This is a genomic window from Altericroceibacterium endophyticum (assembly GCF_009827595.1).
Lineage (GTDB): Bacteria > Pseudomonadota > Alphaproteobacteria > Sphingomonadales > Sphingomonadaceae > Altericroceibacterium > Altericroceibacterium endophyticum.
This window is the reverse complement of sequence record NZ_WTYT01000004.1, coordinates 334,866-352,186: the sequence shown is the minus strand read 5'-3', so window position 1 is coordinate 352,186 and position 17,321 is coordinate 334,866. Positions and strand designations below refer to the sequence as shown.

General features: G+C 57.7%; 16 protein-coding genes. 9 read left to right on the top strand and 7 right to left on the bottom strand.

Annotated features, from left to right (window positions below):
• Nucleotides 1-149: 149 nt before the first annotated feature.
• From gpM to GRI91_RS10750, 3 genes are all read right to left on the bottom strand, one after another.
• Nucleotides 150-1,067: a phage terminase small subunit gene (gene gpM / locus GRI91_RS10760; RefSeq protein WP_160736667.1), complete on the bottom strand. Its 918-nt coding sequence runs from the start codon at nucleotides 1,065-1,067 to the stop codon at nucleotides 150-152.
• Nucleotides 1,068-1,141: 74 nt separating this feature from the next.
• Nucleotides 1,142-2,155: a phage major capsid protein, P2 family gene (locus tag GRI91_RS10755; RefSeq protein WP_160736666.1), complete on the bottom strand. Its 1,014-nt coding sequence runs from the start codon at nucleotides 2,153-2,155 to the stop codon at nucleotides 1,142-1,144.
• Nucleotides 2,156-2,209: 54 nt separating this feature from the next.
• Nucleotides 2,210-3,052, bottom strand: coding sequence for a GPO family capsid scaffolding protein (locus GRI91_RS10750; RefSeq protein WP_160736665.1), 843 nt, complete (start codon nucleotides 3,050-3,052; stop codon nucleotides 2,210-2,212).
• A gap of 145 nt (nucleotides 3,053-3,197) precedes the next feature.
• Between GRI91_RS10750 and GRI91_RS10745 the strand changes: the two genes are divergently transcribed.
• The 3 genes from GRI91_RS10745 (at nucleotide 3,198) to GRI91_RS10735 (ending at nucleotide 6,980) form a co-directional block, all read left to right on the top strand.
• On the top strand, nucleotides 3,198-5,021 hold the full coding sequence (locus GRI91_RS10745) for a terminase large subunit domain-containing protein (RefSeq protein ID WP_160736664.1): 1,824 nt from the start codon (nucleotides 3,198-3,200) through the stop codon (nucleotides 5,019-5,021).
• Nucleotides 5,018-6,025 carry a phage portal protein gene (locus GRI91_RS10740; protein WP_160736663.1) on the top strand — a complete coding sequence of 336 codons (1,008 nt, stop codon included), beginning with the start codon at nucleotides 5,018-5,020 and terminating at the stop codon, nucleotides 6,023-6,025. Before GRI91_RS10745 ends, GRI91_RS10740 begins: the two co-directional genes overlap by 4 nt.
• A gap of 160 nt (nucleotides 6,026-6,185) precedes the next feature.
• Nucleotides 6,186-6,980, top strand: a complete 795-nt coding sequence (locus tag GRI91_RS10735; RefSeq protein WP_160736662.1) for a DNA adenine methylase — start codon at nucleotides 6,186-6,188, stop codon at nucleotides 6,978-6,980.
• Nucleotides 6,981-7,065: 85 nt separating this feature from the next.
• On the opposite strand, the gene GRI91_RS10730 is transcribed toward GRI91_RS10735, so the two are convergent.
• The gene (locus tag GRI91_RS10730) at nucleotides 7,066-7,269 is read right to left on the bottom strand and encodes a hypothetical protein (RefSeq protein ID WP_160736661.1); all 204 of its coding nucleotides are present in this window, start codon (nucleotides 7,267-7,269) and stop codon (nucleotides 7,066-7,068) included.
• Between the two features lie 3 nt (nucleotides 7,270-7,272).
• Nucleotides 7,273-7,869: a DUF6338 family protein gene (locus GRI91_RS10725; protein WP_160736660.1), complete on the bottom strand. Its 597-nt coding sequence runs from the start codon at nucleotides 7,867-7,869 to the stop codon at nucleotides 7,273-7,275.
• 237 nt (nucleotides 7,870-8,106) lie between these two features.
• Between GRI91_RS10725 and GRI91_RS10720 the strand changes: the two genes are divergently transcribed.
• On the top strand, nucleotides 8,107-8,583 hold the full coding sequence (locus GRI91_RS10720; protein WP_160736659.1) for a hypothetical protein: 477 nt from the start codon (nucleotides 8,107-8,109) through the stop codon (nucleotides 8,581-8,583).
• A gap of 14 nt (nucleotides 8,584-8,597) precedes the next feature.
• On the top strand, nucleotides 8,598-9,716 hold the full coding sequence (locus tag GRI91_RS10715) for a ScoMcrA-related endonuclease (protein WP_160736658.1): 1,119 nt from the start codon (nucleotides 8,598-8,600) through the stop codon (nucleotides 9,714-9,716).
• Nucleotides 9,717-9,894: 178 nt separating this feature from the next.
• On the opposite strand, the gene GRI91_RS10710 is transcribed toward GRI91_RS10715, so the two are convergent.
• Together GRI91_RS10710 and GRI91_RS10705 are read right to left on the bottom strand one after the other, a co-directional pair.
• Nucleotides 9,895-10,488 carry a hypothetical protein gene (locus GRI91_RS10710; RefSeq protein WP_160736657.1) on the bottom strand — a complete coding sequence of 198 codons (594 nt, stop codon included), beginning with the start codon at nucleotides 10,486-10,488 and terminating at the stop codon, nucleotides 9,895-9,897.
• 473 nt (nucleotides 10,489-10,961) lie between these two features.
• Nucleotides 10,962-11,198 carry a hypothetical protein gene (locus GRI91_RS10705; protein WP_160736656.1) on the bottom strand — a complete coding sequence of 79 codons (237 nt, stop codon included), beginning with the start codon at nucleotides 11,196-11,198 and terminating at the stop codon, nucleotides 10,962-10,964.
• Nucleotides 11,199-11,276: 78 nt separating this feature from the next.
• On the opposite strand from GRI91_RS10705, the gene GRI91_RS16140 reads away from it, so the two are divergent.
• The 4 genes from GRI91_RS16140 (at nucleotide 11,277) to GRI91_RS10685 (ending at nucleotide 17,174) form a co-directional block, all read left to right on the top strand.
• The gene (locus GRI91_RS16140) at nucleotides 11,277-11,456 is read left to right on the top strand and encodes a hypothetical protein (RefSeq protein ID WP_237437820.1); all 180 of its coding nucleotides are present in this window, start codon (nucleotides 11,277-11,279) and stop codon (nucleotides 11,454-11,456) included.
• Nucleotides 11,457-12,656: 1,200 nt separating this feature from the next.
• Nucleotides 12,657-13,307, top strand: coding sequence for a hypothetical protein (locus GRI91_RS10695; RefSeq protein WP_337190360.1), 651 nt, complete (start codon nucleotides 12,657-12,659; stop codon nucleotides 13,305-13,307).
• Nucleotides 13,304-15,232, top strand: coding sequence for a coiled-coil domain-containing protein (locus GRI91_RS10690; RefSeq protein WP_202385556.1), 1,929 nt, complete (start codon nucleotides 13,304-13,306; stop codon nucleotides 15,230-15,232). Before GRI91_RS10695 ends, GRI91_RS10690 begins: the two co-directional genes overlap by 4 nt.
• The gene (locus tag GRI91_RS10685; protein WP_160736655.1) at nucleotides 15,159-17,174 is read left to right on the top strand and encodes a hypothetical protein; all 2,016 of its coding nucleotides are present in this window, start codon (nucleotides 15,159-15,161) and stop codon (nucleotides 17,172-17,174) included. The genes GRI91_RS10690 and GRI91_RS10685 overlap by 74 nt, the downstream gene beginning before the upstream one ends.
• The last annotated feature ends 147 nt before the right edge of the window (nucleotides 17,175-17,321 follow it).

Here is a 17,321-nt window from a genome sequence, read left to right as displayed (position 1 = left end):
ATCGGGAGATGCGGGCGCAGCGGGGGAGGAAATGAAGCCGGACAGAGTTTCCTCCTTTGAAAAATTGGGGGGTGGGGATCGGGATCACGGGCTTTGAAGATTTGCGGCCCTGATCCCTCACCGCCCCCCGGCGCCGGTGGGCGAGACGGTTAATCCTGAGTTTCAGCGGTCTTTGCGTCTGCGGCGTCATCCTTGCGCAGCCGGGCATACAGGCGTTCAATATCCTTTTTGACGCCGCATTTGTCGTCCAGCTCCAGCGCGCGCTGCAAATGGGAAAGCGCGCTGCGCCGCGCGGCATGCGCTGCCCCGGCCGGGCTGCTTTCCGGGTCGCTTTCCGACGCGACGGCGATACGTTGTAGCTGCTGGCCGGTGGCCTTTTCCAGCTTGGCCCGCACTTCATCGGGCATGTCTTCATCGGCGGTCAGCTGCATGGTTCGCTGAAGCACTTCCAGCGGGAAATCACGGTTGAGACGCAGCGCGGCAATCGCCTTTTCCGCTACCTCTTCCGTAATCACCACACCGGCCGTTCTGCGGAACCGTTCGGGCAGGCGAAGGCCGAAGCGCAGCACATGTTCGGCAATGTCCAGTCCGCGATCAAAATCATCAATATCGAAACGCCAGATCATCATATGGGTGAGCAGTTCATCCTGCACCGCACGGCCGCTTTCCATCGCGGCGCTGAGCGTGGCATCGACATGCGCATCATAGCGGTCGATCATTTCCCGCTTGGCGGCGATCTTGCCTTCGGTTGACTGAATGTCCTTCAGCCGGCGCAGATCTTCCCCCAGCGCAGCCATCAGCAATTCATACTCGGAATGGGCGGAACCTTCGGTTTGCCGTTCGGGCGCGACATGCGCGGCGGCGGCGCTGCGCACGGCCATATCGGCCAGCTTGGCCTGTTTGTGGCGGCGCGCCGGGCTATCCGCCGAACGGGCGAGGGGGTCTGCGCCGGCAAAGGATGGGGCAGGCGGAGCCGTGCGATATTGCGGGTTGCCGACTTCGCCGATGGGCTGAGGCTGTTCGCGTTGCTGGAGCTTGGCGAGTTTGCTTTTGCGGGCAAGGGACATGGAGTTTTCCTGCGATCTGGTAGAGGGTGGGGAGGGTCCGACGAATAACCCTCCCCGGTGACGCGGCGGGGAGTTTACGCCGCGTATTCGATATTCTCGATCAGACAGGCGAAGTCGTAATCCTCGATCGCATAGGCATCGTTGGATGACTGGTAATCGGCGATGCGATCAACCTCCGGCTCATCTTTGATATGGCGCCGGCGTTTGCCCTCCTGCTCGTAAATCGAAAGGTTGTCATAGCGGGTCACCATGATGGTGCCTTCGGGCATATAGGGGACTTCATCCGCCTGCCGGTTGCCGAGCCGCTTTGATGACATGATCACGTCGCGGGCGAGTTCCTCTGTCGGTTCACGCTCTGCATTGATCAGTGGGAAATATTTGTCATTCAGCAGATCCCAGCTGACAACTGCGCGCAGCGATGTGTCGCGCCGTGCCCAGCTGGGCAGCAGATTGTTGATCGCGTCATAGACCAGCGCGTCCAGCGTGGCGTAATCGCCGCCCGGCCCATAGGTTACCTTGCCGGCCACTCTCTCGCCTTCATCCAGCACATGTTCGGGCTTGTCATTGCGCAGTTTCTGCAGCCACCCGACATTCACATCTTCCAGACTGGGATAGGTGGCGAGATCGGTATCGGCCGACCAATGCGTGCCGTTCAGCCCGATCATGATCGTATCGAGTGCCTGGCGCTGGATGATATTGCGCTGAATGCGCTGTTCGAAATCGGGGAATTTCGCCCAGAGATCCAGCCAGTCATAGCGCAGCATCGTGTCCTGGTTGTTCTTGCGGCACTGGTAACCGACGCCGTCCATTGTGTTGGGATTGGTCGGTTCACGGCGCCTGCCGCCGCTGGTGTCAGTGTTGGACGTGACCGGGCCGCTGATGCCGAGGCCGAGCACTTCGCCCGAGAGTTCGGGCACGGGTACGATATTCACTCGGCTGAGGAATTCGCTCGATTCCTGTTTGCGGTTGATCAGCCGCTGCTGGATCGACGGCTCGACCGAGAATTTGGTGGTGGCGCTGCCGACCTGGTTAATTTCGGCAATATTGTCGCAATAGGCGTTGAAGCGCTCGCGGGTTTCAGGACGCATGAGAAATGGGCTCCGGTTCGGGAAGAGCGGGAAGGGATGGGGGCGGAAAGCGGATCAGCAATCCGCGCGGATCTGATCCGCATCGCCGCGGCCCTGTGGCCGGGCGCGGTAGGAATTGGGCCGGGCCTGTTCCAGTTCACCTTCCAGATCCGACACACGCTGCGTCAGCGCGCCGATGCGAGCTTCCGCCTGCGTCTGCGCGGCGGCGAATTTGCGCGTCATATTGTCGAAGCTGTCACAGATCTGCGCGCCGAAGGCTGCAAGGTCTGGTTTCGGATCGGCGGCCGACGGTGGGGACGCAGGGGCTGGCGCGGGCGTTTCTTCCTTCTGCTGGGAGGAGAGGAAGGAGGAGAACATTTTGCGGAACATGGAATTCATGGCGCTGGCTTCCGCTTCGCTGCCGGTTTCATCGGAAAATTCCAGCGTGATTTCATCGACCACGCAGAGGTGATCCTTGCGGTCTTCCCGCGTGGAGAATTTGAGCAATTCGGTGCCGAGCGAGGCCGGGCTGTCGGTGAAGGCGACGGCTTCCAGATAGGGTTTGCCGGTCTTGGCGAAATCGGGCCGGATTTCGATGCTGGTGAAGAGCTTCTGCCCGGCCTTGTTCAGCGCCTTTGCCTGATCATTCAGGTCGAACTGGGCGAACAGGGCAAGGCGCTTTTCGGTCTTGCCGCCGACCTGCAGATCCACCTCTTCGGTCTTCACCGCCGCGACCGTGCCGTAATTGTTGAAAGGCGGTTCGGGAGAGAAGCCGTGAATATGCTCGCAATTGATCGTCGCGGTGCGGGTTTCGGTGTTGTAGCTGTCGGCAATGTGCTGAATATCGGCGCGCGAGATTTCGCGGCCATCGGCGGTCGGGCCTTCGACGGCGACACGGAAGAATTTGGTCCTGGCCATATTGGGGCGGCTCCTGCGATCGGGCATGTGTGTGGAGCGCACTCCGCCTGTTCACCGGCAAATCCGCAACGCGGCGCTTTTGTGCTGGGAGCGATAACAAGGGCAGGCCCCGGCAATTGCCGCGCGCGCGCAGCATGGTTGGCCCATGGGTGCGAATTCAGAGACTGTGCCGGCTGCGCCGGTCATCCCTTATGATGTGAGACGCATTGCCCGCGCTTATTACTGGCGGGGCTGGGGCGTTACCGAAATTGCCGCCGAACTTACCCTGTCCGCCAACACGGTGCAGGCGTGGAAGGCGCGCGATAAATGGGATGATGACCCGGTGATCCGCCGGATCGAGGATTCCCTCGAAATGCGGCTCAATCAGCTGATCTTCAAAGAGAAGAAGAGCGGCACCGACATGAAGGAGATCGATCTGCTGGGGCGGCAGATCGAGAAGATGGCGCGCGTGCGCCGTTATGGCGAGGCGGGCGGGCATGAGGGCGATCTGAACCCCAAGGTCGCACGCCGGAACAAGGGCGAAAAGAAGAAAAAAGAGCCGAATAATCTCATCACGCCGGAGGATTATGAAAAGCTCAAAGCGGCCTTCCTCGATTGCCATTTTGGTTATCAGGAAGTGTGGTGGGCCAATGTGTCGCGCCGCACGCGGATGCTGCTCAAATCACGGCAGATCGGCGCGACGTTCTATTTTGCGCGGGAAGCCTTCATCCGCGCACTGGAAACCGGGAACAATCAGGTCTTCATTTCGGCGAGCCGCGCGCAGGCCAATATCTTCCGCCAATATATAATCGAATTCGTCTTTTCGGTGCTGGAAAAGCACCTGACGGGTGACCCGATGGTGGTCCACCGCCTGGATGAAGATGGCGAGGCGCTGGAGCCGGTCACGTTCTATTTCCTGGGCACCAATTATCGCACGGCCCAGGGCTATCACGGCGATGTCTATATCGATGAATGTTTCTGGATTCACGGCTTTGAGCAGATCAACAAGGTCGCCTCGGCCATTTCCACCCAGAAGCGCTATCACAAGACCTATTTCTCCACCCCTTCGACCATCGCGCATGAAGCCTATCCGATGTGGAATGGGGAGCGGTTCAACCGCCGCCGGCAGAAGGCCGACCGGGTAAAGATCGCCACCGGCCACGGTCTGCTGAAGGATGGCCAGCTGGGGGCGGATGGCATCTGGCGCCATGTGGTGACGATCGAGGATGCGATCGCGCTCGGCTTTGATCTGGTCGATATCGAAGAGCTGCGGCTCGAATATGCGCTGGATGAATTTGAGAACCTGTTTCTCTGCCAGTTCGTGGATGACAGCCAGTCCAGTTTCCCGCTGTCCATGCTGCGCCCCTGCATGGTCGACAGCTGGGATGTCTGGAAGGACTTCCACCCCTATGGTCTGCGGCCCTTTGGTGATGGGGAAGTGTGGATTGGGTATGATCCCGCCGAAAGCGAGGATGGCGATCAGGCAAGCTGCGTTGTCGTCGCGCCGCCGAAGGGGGCGAAAGACAGTTTCCGCGTGCTGGAAAAGCACCAGTGGCGCGGCAAGGATTTTGAAGCGCAGGCAGCGGAAATCCGCAAGCTGACGCGCAAATACCGGGTGACGGAGATTGCAATCGACGGCACCGGCATGGGCGCGGCGGTGTGGCAGCTGGTGCGCAAATTCTTCCCCCAGGCAAGGCGGCTTGATTATTCGCCGCTGGTGAAGACGCAGATGGTGCTGAAGGCAAAAAATGTCTTTTCGCGCCGGCGTATCCAGTTCGACGCCGGGTGGAGCGACATGGCCGGGGCGCTGATGTCGATCCATCCGCAGCTAACCAAGGGGCAGAAGCAGCTCACCTATGTAGCGCGGCGCAGCACAGAGACGGGCCATGGCGATCTCGCCTGGGCGCTGCTTCACGCTCTTTATTGCGAACCGATGGATGCAACCGATGGCAGCGGCATCCGCACATCCAGCGTGGAGATCAACCGATGAGCACAGACGAAGCGCCGGAGGCCAAAGCGGGCATAACCGCCTTTGCGCTGGATGACGCCGTCGGCGTGCTCGATCGACGCGATCTGCTGGGCTTTTCCGAATGCTGGTGGAATGGCCGCTGGTACGAACCGCCGGTAAAGCCGCGTGATCTGGCGCAGATGCTGCAATCATCCGCCCATCATGGCAGCGCGATCCGCGTGAAGCGCAATCTGCTGGTGAAGCATTTCATCCCGCACCGCCTGCTGAGCCGCGATGAATTTGCCCGTTTCGCGCTCGATTTTCTGGTGACGGGTAATGCCTTTCTGGAATTGGTGCCCAATATCGCCGGGCGTGTGGCGGAGCTGAAGAACAGCCTTGCCGTGAACACGCGGCGCGGGCGCGATGGGCAATATTGGTTTGTCGAAAAATGGAGCGAGGCGCACCCCTTTGCGCCGGGGCATATTTTCCACTTGCTGGAACATGACCCGGCGCAGGAGCTGTATGGCCGCGCCGAATATCTCTCTGCCATGCAGAGCCTGCTGCTGAATGAAAGCGCGACCCTGTTTCGCCGGCGGTATTATTTGAACGGGGCGCATGCGGGCTTTGTCTTTTACGTGTCCGAACCGAGCATGTCCGACCACGATATAGACGAGATCCGCGAAGCTTTGCGGCAGGCGCAGGGGAAGGGCAATTTCCGCAATCTCTTCCTCCATGCGCCGAACGGAAAGAAAGACGGCGTGCAGGTGATCCCGATCAGCGAGGTCGCCGCCAAGGATGAATTTTTCAACATCAAGAATGTGACGCGGGACGATATCCTTGCCGCGCACCGCGTGCCGCCGCAATTGCTGGGTGTGATCCCGCAGAACAATGGCGGTTTCGGCGATGTGCGCACCGCCGCGGATATTTTCTTCGTGAATGAGATTGAGCCGCTGATGATGCGGCTGAGAGAGGTGAATGACTGGCTCGGCCGGGATGTGGTGCGCTTTACAGAGCACCAGCCCAGCGGGCCGGCACTCGCCGCCTGACCCTGCCCCGGAAGGGGCGGGGGGACAGAGCAAGGGGATGCTCTGAACCCCGGCAACATGCCTTGCCACGACACGGGCGCGATCGTCGCCCGAATCGTCCCGCCGTCTCACGCGAGATGGCGGAACATATAAAGAACATGGCTAAGGAGTCGAGTCCCCGATGAATGAACTGCAAATCGTCGCCCCGGTGCGGCCGGTCGCCCCGTGGCTGGGTGGTAAGCGCAATCTGGCCAAGCGCTTGGTCGGCACAATCAACGCCATCCCGCATGACACCTATGCTGAGCCTTTCGTCGGCATGGGCGGCATTTTCCTGCGCCGCGACCATCGCCCAAAATGCGAAGTCATCAATGACGCGAATGAGGACGTGGCCACGCTCTTCCGCGTGCTGCAGCATCATTATCTGGCCTTTGTTGAGATGATCCGCTTCCAGATCAGCAGCCGCGCGAATTTTGAGAAACTGTGCCGGCAAGACCCCACCACGCTGACGGATCTGCAGCGCGCCGCACGGTTCCTATATCTGCAGCGCCTGGCCTTCGGGGGGAAGGTGGCTGGCGCGCGCAGTTTCGGTGTTGCACCGGGGCTCGGCGGCCGTTTCGATGTGACAAAGTTGGTGCCGATGCTGGAGGAAGTTTCCGAGCGCATGGCCGGCGTGATTATCGAGCGGCTAGACTGGCAGGCCTTCATCAAACGCTGGGACCGGCCGCGCACGCTCTTCTATCTCGACCCGCCCTATTTCGGCAGTGAGAAAGACTATGGCTCAGACTTGTTCGATCGAAGCCAGTTCGAGGCGATGGCCCAATGCCTGGCACAGCTGAAGGGGCGCTTTATCCTCAGCATCAACGACCACCCCCAAGTGCGCCGGATCTTCGCCGGCTTCGCGATGGCAGAGGTGGGCACGACCTATTCGATCGGCTCGAATTCGAAGCGGGTGGGGGAGTTGGTGATTTCTGGCTAGCAATAATTAGGAAAGAAATGATGAGCCTCTAGAGTTGGTCGGCGCAACGCTTAATAGAAAGGGGCTCAGCTACATTCGCCGCTACCTATTCCTTTTTGTCGGTATTTGGCTCTTTGCCGCCCCCGCCGCCGGTTGGCGGTGTCCCTCCTTCACTCGTCGGCGGGCGGTAACCACCCTGTACCTTGGTGGCAGGTTGCCATAATTTCTGTAATGGGACGTGTGCATCGGTGAGAAACTGGCGATCGCTATTCTTTCGTTCAGTCTTTTTACCGTCATTATTATCCGACATTATTTATCCTTTAAAAAATTCAACTCGTTGAATGTCTTTGCCACAGAGAAGAACACCGCGCTTAGGAAATAGCTCTGTCCAAGGATCCTTTCCTTCGTTGATGGTCCAAACCTCTTCGAGGTAAATATCACGCTCTGAATTGTTCGAAGAGGCACAGGAAAACTCCCCCATTTTTCCTGCATATTCTGTGCCGTTGCTCAGTTTTATCCATATAAAGGTTCCACTGTCGAGCCTTGAGAACGCGTAATCCCACGCACTGGGAATATGGTGTGCAAGTCGAAAGCCAAAGTGATTTGCTATCTTGTAAAACCATTCCTTCTGATCAATAAAAACAATTATTAAAGCGGTTGCAGATGGGGCAAGAAAGTAATGGAAAATGGTCCATAACCAATTGGGTAATAATAATCCTGAATTAACGTAGAAAAGTGGGGCAATTATTGAATAATAAGCGGTAGAAGTCACGGCGTAGCTAGCAAACTTTTCTTTCAAGTTTGGTGTGTTGCCATCTTTGAAGCGGGCGCGAACGCCCAAAATAATCAAGCCTGGAGCCAGTAGCATGGCTAAGTTTGTCACCTCTTCGGCTGAGGGTAGGTCTGGCATAAGCAAAGTTCCATAATTCTCAGAACGAAGAGTAGCTGGTGATAAAACCGAAGGTATTCTAACTTCTAACGTCTTCGTCCTAGAGTTGCTTTAGTTCATCGTCTTCCCCCAATTTATAGGTTGTCTCTCTTTAAGACGAGCGGATAGAAATTATTCTAATGCCTAATGAGGGCATGCTACTGGCCTGAATTATAGAATTGCGGATCGGTGAAAATTTCGTAAGGCGTTGGAGAGTTTATGCTTGTTGAACCACTTCGGGTAATCCCCATCAAAGATGTGCCAGTTGGATCTCTCTTCTACTTTCTAAGCGCCAATTGCAGCGTGCTCTGTCTTGCCGCGCAAGTGGAAGGAGCGCCAAGCTCCGAAACCAAATTTGTAGTCCCGCTAAGGTATGACTCTCACCCAACCAGCATCGGTGTGGTAATCGAAATCAACCATCTGCCAGGATATGCTGTGATATTAGATGATGCAAAAGCTGAAATAAGTCTTGATAGTTCATCATATCAAGATGGAGGAAAGATATTAGTTTCTGATAATAAAATTTATATGCCACTTAGTAATGGTCGTTATGATGCGGGATATTTAGATATTAAAGAAGGAATAATCACATATTCTGTTAATCGTGGCGTTCACTTTAAGGATTGGAAAATATACAGTGATAGTTCGAAAGATCAGATAATCTGGGATTCGAGTTTGGATTATTCTTCACTCTAAGGGTGGAGGCAGCCATGGTGCATTGGGTCGAGGGCGAGAAAGCCGACATCATTTTGAACGCCCGGGTCGATGTCAGTGGGAAATCTCTAATGCTGCACAGTCGCGGTGGCTCAATGGAAGGACGGCCTCCTCGCAACCCCGATTATCAGCGCGCCTTGCGCTTGCTTCTGCGCCGTGGCTGCGAGGATGGCGCCATCACCCGAATTGCGATCGACAGTAGCGAGGCGCACAAAGCACCGCCTGCAGAACGTACCTTGTTCGAAGCTGATGAGCTTGCCGACTTTGAACCGGATGCACTGGCACGCGAGGTGGGACTTCGTCTCGCCGCATGGCCGCAGAAGCCTGAGGAAAAATCAGGAGGCAACCGAACCAAGCGGGTGCTCATTGAAACCCGGTATCTTTATGTCTCACAGCGCTTTCGCTTGCGCAAAGCAGGCCCAGGTAAAGTGGAGCATGAACTGATAGAGCGTGGTGAGTTTGAGCGGCTTACGCGGGCTCACCTTGATGAGGCTGTTGAAGCTCTTCGGTCCGGCACTATCCATCCTGATTTTGGTTCGCATACCCATTATTCAGTATTGCTTGATGATGGCACGAAGCTTCGCCCAAAGGCCATTATCGGCCTTGCGCTAAGTATCTTGCGTGGTCAGTCGGTTAGCTGGAGCCAGTTTCGCGGCGGAGAGAACACTCCTTGTTTTGCCACACTCCGCAAGCATGGGTTTACTATTGTCCACGAAGCTGCCGATAAAGGTTTTGAAAAATCCCAGTCAGGTGATGCGTCAGAGGCAGTTGATAACGCGTTGGGCGATCATACGTTAACCGATGAGGATAGGCGCTTCATCGAAGGGAGCGTTTACCGCGCAAAGCATCTAAAACGAGAACGGAACCGCCAATTGGTTACGGAATTCAAAGAAGCATTTCTTCGCAAGCATGGTTCGTTTCATTGTGAAAAATGCTCTCGTGACTGGATCGAGGAATATGGGGAGAGCGTTGCTGTTGCATGCTTCGAAGCGCATCACCAAGCAACTCAGGTGGCTGAAATGGAAGATGGCCACCAAAGCAAGCTGGAGGATCTTCAGCTACTATGCGCCAACTGCCATCGCGCCGTGCATCGCGAGATGGCAGTTGGCGCATAGTAGCTAAGGTGACAATTTTTGACGGATTTTGGTGCTAAATCAGGAGTTGCTGTTTCTCACCCCACCGCTCAGCGGAAGAACTCACTTCTAGCGCGCCAGAATATGGTGAACACATGGAGAAAGCTTCGTTCGAATCTCGGGTTAACCAAGTGTCATATTGTCCGGGCTTCAGCAGTATCTATCCGCCCCAACGATGGAAGAACTGACTAATCCAGCCAACGCGGCTAAGCCTTAGCTGATTGTTCAGATGGAAAATCCATGGTGGGCGTTGGCTATCCAACGGTTGAAGCCACAATCGCTTGTGTTTGCCTGACCGGGGATCGAGATATAGCAGCGAGAGGTCCACGTACTTTAATTGCTCACCTGCATTTTCTGGCTTTATCGATACTAGGAAGCTGTCATCAGAGCCTGCTTCGATGATTTCATCAAAGCAGGCTATATACGTCGATCCAAGCCAATTAACAGATACTAACTTATCGTCTTGAGACGATCCTCCTCTAATCGGAATGTTAGCTCTGACTGTTAATGTCGAAAACTCGACCGCGTACTTACGATGGTTCCAGAAATGGACTGCATAGATAGAATTAGTGTTTGCAATTGAGCCGTCTTTAATGCGCTCGAATGACCGTTTAGACTCACGGATCAACGCTACCGGTGCTGATCCTGCGTACTGGGCTCCTGCGATACGCATGGCTGAATATGCCACCGCGACGGGGGCCGCAGCCCAAATAAAGCTGGTCAAGGCGAACCAAAAACTCGTCAGTGTTGCCATAGCAAAAACACCTACTCCTCAGACATCTCTTTAGTGTCGCCTCTCAGGCGAAGCAGCAAGCGATGCGATCTGCCGCCAAGATTTGTAGCGGATTGCAGTGAAACAAATATAGAACATCGGCTGATCCGGCAAGCCAAGGAAGTGAGATGGGGGAAAGCCTCGAAACACCGCCTCCTGACCTGAAGCCTAGGGGGCAGTTGAGTCTTTAGTGAAGCGGCTATCATTTTATCATGAAACTTCGATCGTTAGACAAAGACCATCTGCGATGCGGAGCACCTGTAAGGCACAGCGCGCCGGACCCCGAGCGCGGCGCTCATCTCCCCCCCTCGCCTGCGCGCTTCTTATGCGGCTTTCCGTGCATCCTCCTATAGAACGTGCGGGCGCGCCCTTCTAAGAGTTGTGCTGGCATCCGACCGCCACTGTCACCGTGCATTTTCGTGCACCTAGGCTGTGAACTCATAAACGGACCGCTTTTAGTCGTCGGATTTTCGGTTTCGGAACATAGCCCTGCTGACGAAAAAGGTGATGGTTACGATCAGACAGGTCGGCAAGAGGACCGGGAGGTGCCTCCACCACAGGTCTTCGGTGCCCGGAGCCGGATCGCCAAAGATGCGGCCTAAGTCGACGAACAGGGCGATCATCCCAACGATTGCTGCGACGATGCAACCGCCCCGATCATCTGGTCCTAGTCCCTGATAGCCATCGCTCATCGGCCCTCGATAGCACGTTCAAAGGACGATTTGCAGTATTGGCTTTTCACAGGCCCGACAGTCTGATTTAGCGTTAACATGAGCCGATATGATCTGACCGACTTCGAGTGGCGTGTGATCGAGCCGCTGCTGCCCAAAAAGTCGCGAGGCGGCAGCGAGAAGGGCGGATCACTCGATCAGCCGCCGACTTTTTCAGAATTGCGCTCGGCTGACAGCAACTTGGGGGAGGGGGGCTTTGCAACCCTACAAACCCTATAATGCGGCGGAATTGACCTGAAACCCGCAGAAAACTGCCAAAAATCACTTTGAGTAGAAACCCTATATTCTCCCTACAAATTTTTAGGGAAACCCTATGTAATTGATATTATTATATATTTATTTTCAAAATGTAGGGTTCGTCATTCTCTATCAGGTAGGGTCGAGGTAGGGTAAAATGTAGGGTCTGAAACCCGCAGAAAACAGCCAATGTAGGGTTTGTAGGGTTTTTTCAGCACCCCACCCCCTAGGGGCGAAGCACAGTGCAGAAACTGACAAATCCGCTTGCCGATCGCTGTGAAAAATCTTCAAAATCGCGGTGGTACCGAATATGGTATCGGCCATTTTTCCGATATTTAGTACAATAAAATCAGTGTCTTGAATGCAATCTTAAATCCCACCCTCTCCGCCAACCTTCCTATTCCCGCCCTATTTAAGAACGCCAAACACCGCCGTTTCCCGCACAAAAAAGCGCTCCGATCAAATAGAGCGGGGCCGCAGGAGGTTCATTTTTCCCTTTTTCGACAAAGCCGATTTCGCGGGTGTACCCAGCCAGCGCCTGCTACGAGCGATTAAGGAATTCGAAACCACCATAGATCGCGCCGTTGGCGAAGAGGTGAGAGCGCATGGCGCATGCGGCGTTGATCTTTAATCAGCGCTCGCCGGAATTCATTGGCACGCGGCAAATGGGGCGGTCGTTTCCTATGCTTCCGCCAGGCTGCGGAACTGGTCGCTGGGTGCGAGAAGAAGTCGACTCAATCCTATAGTATTGCAGCGGGCCTCCCGGTGAGGTGGCCCCATGGATCAGCGCGGCAATGGCTACAGAAGGGTGGACGTCGTCTCTGGCACCCTGCCGATTTTCCTAAACGGGCCGTCTCCACCCAAATGGCCTTCATTCAGCGGCTTAGCTGGGCCTCTTGATAACCGTCGATTATTCATGTGCCAGCGCCGACGATTACCGCTGACATGCTGGCATTTTGGTGCTGCAATCAAGCGTTCTGAAAGCCGCGATCGATTCACGGCTCACCCCTAGCAGACGCCATCCAGGCGAGCGATACTCAGCACCGCCAACTCAAATCTCGATAATTTATTGTGCGTGGAGCATATCTGCTGCGACTAGTCTTTACCGAGCGATCGGGTACATAAGAAAAGTGAGGGTCGGCGAGGCAAGTTGACGAAGATCGACAGCAGGGTGAATTTGAAGTGACAGAAATAGCTGTTGCCAGCGAAAGACAAACAGCCATTCGCTTGCTCGCCTGCATTCAGGCGGCCGGCGATGCAAATGATGCAAGCCGCTGGGGAAGCGATGTTGTGTGCGTCCTGCACTCCCAGTCGCGCCTGCAGGCTCTCGACTTCTGGATGCGCAATCCCGATTACCTCGCCAACGAACTCCTGACGGAATTCGAGACGTCCGGCGAACGCGATCTGCTGACGATCGCACAGCGTATATTCGATGATCGTGAACCCGATCTTCGGCGCCTGCCGATGGTACGCTATCTGTTCGGGGCGTTCGAACCGCTCGACAATGCGCTGGCTATCCTTAGGGCAGCAGACCTCATTCGGATCAAGCGTGAAGGTGTTCCCGGCAAGATCCGCGAGCATCTCTATCTGCTGACCAGCGCAGGCGAAGACGCGCTGGGGCGGATCGCCGCTGCAGCGCCCGAGCTTGGCTGGTATCGCGATCGTGCCTGTATCGTGGCGCGGGTGGCGGGTGAACAGGGCGGCAAGGCGTTGAAGGACCGACAGTATCTACAGGCTGAATATGCGGGAACGGAACTTAGCCATTTGATCCAGCCGGTCACCGATCTGGTGCTGGCACGGCTCGCGGCAATCTTGGAAGGGCTCGGCGAATGAGCAGTGGTTGGCTGGAGATGGTCGCGGAAAAGGCTGGCATGCGCCCCGCAGAAGCGGAGTTGGCTCTACGCAAGCGAGGGATCACGGCGGACCGGCCCCTGCGTCCCGCACGAAAGCTGACAGTGCGGCGTATTGCTTTCAAGGGAGAGAAGCGCGGAACCGCACAAGGTCCGATCGACTTCGACTGGTCAGACCTTGCCGCCGGCGTCTGGGCAGTAACGAGCGAACGTAACCTCCGTGGCAAATCGACCGTGCTGGAGATCCTGCTGTGGGCGCTGCGAGGCACACCCAAGGGCCTGCAGGACGATGTGCGCCGGTGGTTGTCCTCTGTGTGCGTGGAATTCGATGTCGATGATCAGCATTACGTGGTGGAGTTTGCGGTCGAGGAGCGTGTTCCGCGCGGCAGCTTGGCGCGTCGCCGCGTGTCGGGCGAGATTGACGAGTTGGACCGCTTCATGTCGGACGAGGGATTCGAGGCCGCGATGTCGCGCTTCATGATGAACACGCTCGATCTCGACCCGATCACGGCGATGCAGGGTAAGGAAGACGAGCGCCAGATCGTCGAGCATGGTTGGGCCGCGCTCTCGGGCGGTCTCTATTTTGGCGGCGACCACAAGCAGTTGCTCGGCGACGTCCAAATGGCCGGCCTGCCCGCGCGGATGCTGCAGATGTATATTGGCATGCCTTGGGCGACGACGGTCATGCAGGCGGGCACGGCAAAGCGCGAACTCGACCAAGAGACCGAGAAAGCGTCCAAGGCTGCCACGACTGCCACGAAAGAAGCGGAGACGGCACGCGCACGAATCGACCGCGAACTCCAGGTAGCGAAGAAGATTCTCGAAGGTTTCGCGCCGGCGACAGGTACGGCCGCCGAGCTCGAGCGACTTGCCGGCGAGGTCGCCCGCCTTTCGCCGATTGCTCTCGATCTCGCGCAGCGCCTAGCTCGCGCCGAGACCGAAGCGACCGAACTGGAACGCCTCGCGACCGCGGACGAGCGGGCGGTGCGTGATCTGCGGGAGAACATCGTCGCGACGCAATTCTTTAACGGCCTGCAGCCCGTTTGCTGCCCGCGTTGCGAGACGCGAGTGTCGGGCGAACGGCTGAAGCGCGAAAGCGCTGATCTGAGTTGTTCGCTCTGCGCCGAGGATATCCCTATCGACGAGATGGAGGGCGCAAGCGAGGGGCTGGACGCGAGCGAACAGCGTTTAGCGGCTGCCAAGGCTGCCGCCGGTCGCGCGCGTGCCAACGCCAAGGCACTCGGGGGGCAGTCGAAGGCGAGCAGCGCCGAGCTCGAAGGGGCACGCCAAGCACTCACCAAGGCGGCGACGAGCGCCACGTTCGAACAGCGCCGCAAGGCAGAACTCGAGGTCGCGCGACTGGAAGGCGCTCTGAAGGAGCGCCATGCGCCTGCGACACCCGTCGCCGTTTCTCCCGACTTAGCGCTCGTCAGCGCGGCTCACGCAGAGGCAGACAAAGCCTATAAGGCTGGTCGCGGCGACATCCTCGATCGGCTGAACGCGGAGATTCTCGCGCTGGGACAGCGTCTCGGCGTGCAGATGCTGGAGGAGGTCAAGCTCAACACCAACGCCTCTCTCCTTCTGACCAAGGGCAGCGAGCCGACCAGCTTCAGCAAGGTGACGGCGGGCGAGCGACTGCGGCTGCGGATCGCGACTGCGGTGGCTCTGCTTCGTGTCGGTCGGGAACGGGGCCTCGGTCGCCATCCCGGTCTCCTGATCGTCGATTCCCCAGCTGCTGAAGAAGTGAGTCCCGATGACCTGACCGCGGTACTGAGCGAGCTTCAGGCGATTTCACGGGAAACCGAGGGACTGCAGATCATCATCGGGAGCGCCAATGCCAGCGCGATTGTCGATCGGCTCGGCGAACAATGGTGCCGATCCGCGACGGGAGATGATTATCTATGGTAGCGCTGTCGCCGTCGCGCTCTTCAGCATGAGAGCGCTTGAACTTCTCGAGGCGCGGTTGGCGGAGAGCCAGCCCATCACGGTCGACGATCTTGGCGGCGTGGATGAAATCCTCGCCGACGCTGATCGGCTCCAAGCGGCGCCCTTCCTTGACATTCTCGCCGACATGATCAGTGCGGCCCCGCCCAACGAAGGCGCGCGGCTGCATGATTTTCTGGTGGGCGGTTTCGCTTTGGCACGCGATCCGCAATCCTTCCGCGACGCGATCGACCGGCTCATCAGGAGCACGACACTGCGTGCGACCATCGCCCAGGCTGTCGTTGCGATCTTCACGCGGCGAATTCGGGAACGCGCGACCGAGCGCGAGACGCTGATTGCTGCCTATGCGCTCGAAGGCCTTTTCCGTCTCGCGCTGGAAGGCGATGTGAGCCGTCACCGGCCCCTACTCGAGCTCACCGAGGTCGCATCCGATGTGCCGGGTTCCTTCGCGCAACATGTCGCAAAGATTGGCGGGGCCGCCTTCCATGCATGGGGTGATGACGATCTGCTGACGATGCTCCACCGGCTGCTCGACAACGAGGAAGCAGAAAGCGAAGCGGCGTTCGAGCTCGGCCTCGCACATCTGGCGCGTGCGCTCGACGGCAAGGATATGGCAACGATCCTTGCCGGCCTAGGCACGGCACGGCTGCTTTTCGAACGGGCGCGCGAGGTCGATGATGATCGGTCGGACGCACGCGCCTATCGATCGGCGATTGATCTCGTTCTCGGCTTTGCGGCGAACCGGAGCGTTGCGGAGATGCAGGCGACGCTGACCGATCTGGTGACAGCCGCGCGAGATCGTGCAGTGGTGCTACGCACCGGTCACGTGGTGCCATGGCTCGCGCCTCGTCAGGACGTGGATATTGAATGGTTTGAACTCGCGCGTACGGTCCAACGCGTGGCCGACGATCTTGCCCGTCCGAGCTGGATCAATGCCGCTACGACCATGGATCGCATCCTCGCCGTCTATGACGCAAGTTGTACCATCGCCCACGGCGACGGCCTACGGCTCGTATTGCGTCCCCGGGTCGAGGCCTCTTTCCTGCGCGAACGCGGCCTCGCGGGCCATCTCGACGATCTGCTCAGCGAAGGCCAATGGCCTGATGCACAGCGAACGATCGCGCAAAATCTTCGTGCCGGATTGGATGAGGCTCGCCGCGCCGGTGCCGGGCCGGGAAAAGCCAAGGAGAATGAGCAATATCCGCTGCTCGCGCGCATTCTCCCCGAGGGCGCCTCGACCGAGCAGATTCCCTCTGACATGGCACGATCGCTTGAGTTCGGGCTCGCCAGCCATGTCGCGCACGGCCGCGTGCTTGCCAATCCGGTCCTGCAACGTGTGCTGGCGTCGTTGCGTGATCAACTGGCCGCCAGCAGCGAATATGCAGGCGAGGTCCAGCAGGCATTCGACGCCGTACTCCAACAGATTTTGATGTTTTGCAGTGACCGGCAGAATGCCGAGATACGCGATCTCGGCGCGCGCGGCGCCTATCTGCGCGCCTCGGATCCGAGCGAGGCCGACCTCCAAGCAGACCTCCGCGACTTCCTCAAGGGCAATCTCGTCGGCGCGGAGGTGCTGTCCGAAGTGCGCGGCGTCGCGACTGGCCGGACAGATCTTTATATCAGTCTAGGTGGCCCGGCTTTCGTTATCGAGCTCAAAAAGCACGAGGGCGCGTTTTCACCCGAGGCTGCCAGTCGATACCTGGCGCAGGCAACCAGTTACCAAGCGGCCAATGTCCGGCTCGGATTTCTCGGCGCACTCGAACTCGTCGATCGGCCAGGGCCGGTGCCGAGCATAGAAGAGTGTCTCTGGCACAGCGCTTATGTTCCCGAAGGTGGTGCGCTCGCCCGGCATCTCATCGTCTTCAGGGTTCCCGGCCGCCTTAGATCCCCATCTGCGCTTCGCTAGAGCGGATTTTCCTCAAGGCATCGCGCGTTCGCATCTGGGCGAATAAGCCAATACTCGGCGTGCCCGCCCTAACGTTTGTGTGGCAGCTATACCGCTATAGAGCATGCTCAAGATCAATATGAATCTGAGCAACCCAGAGGCACCCAG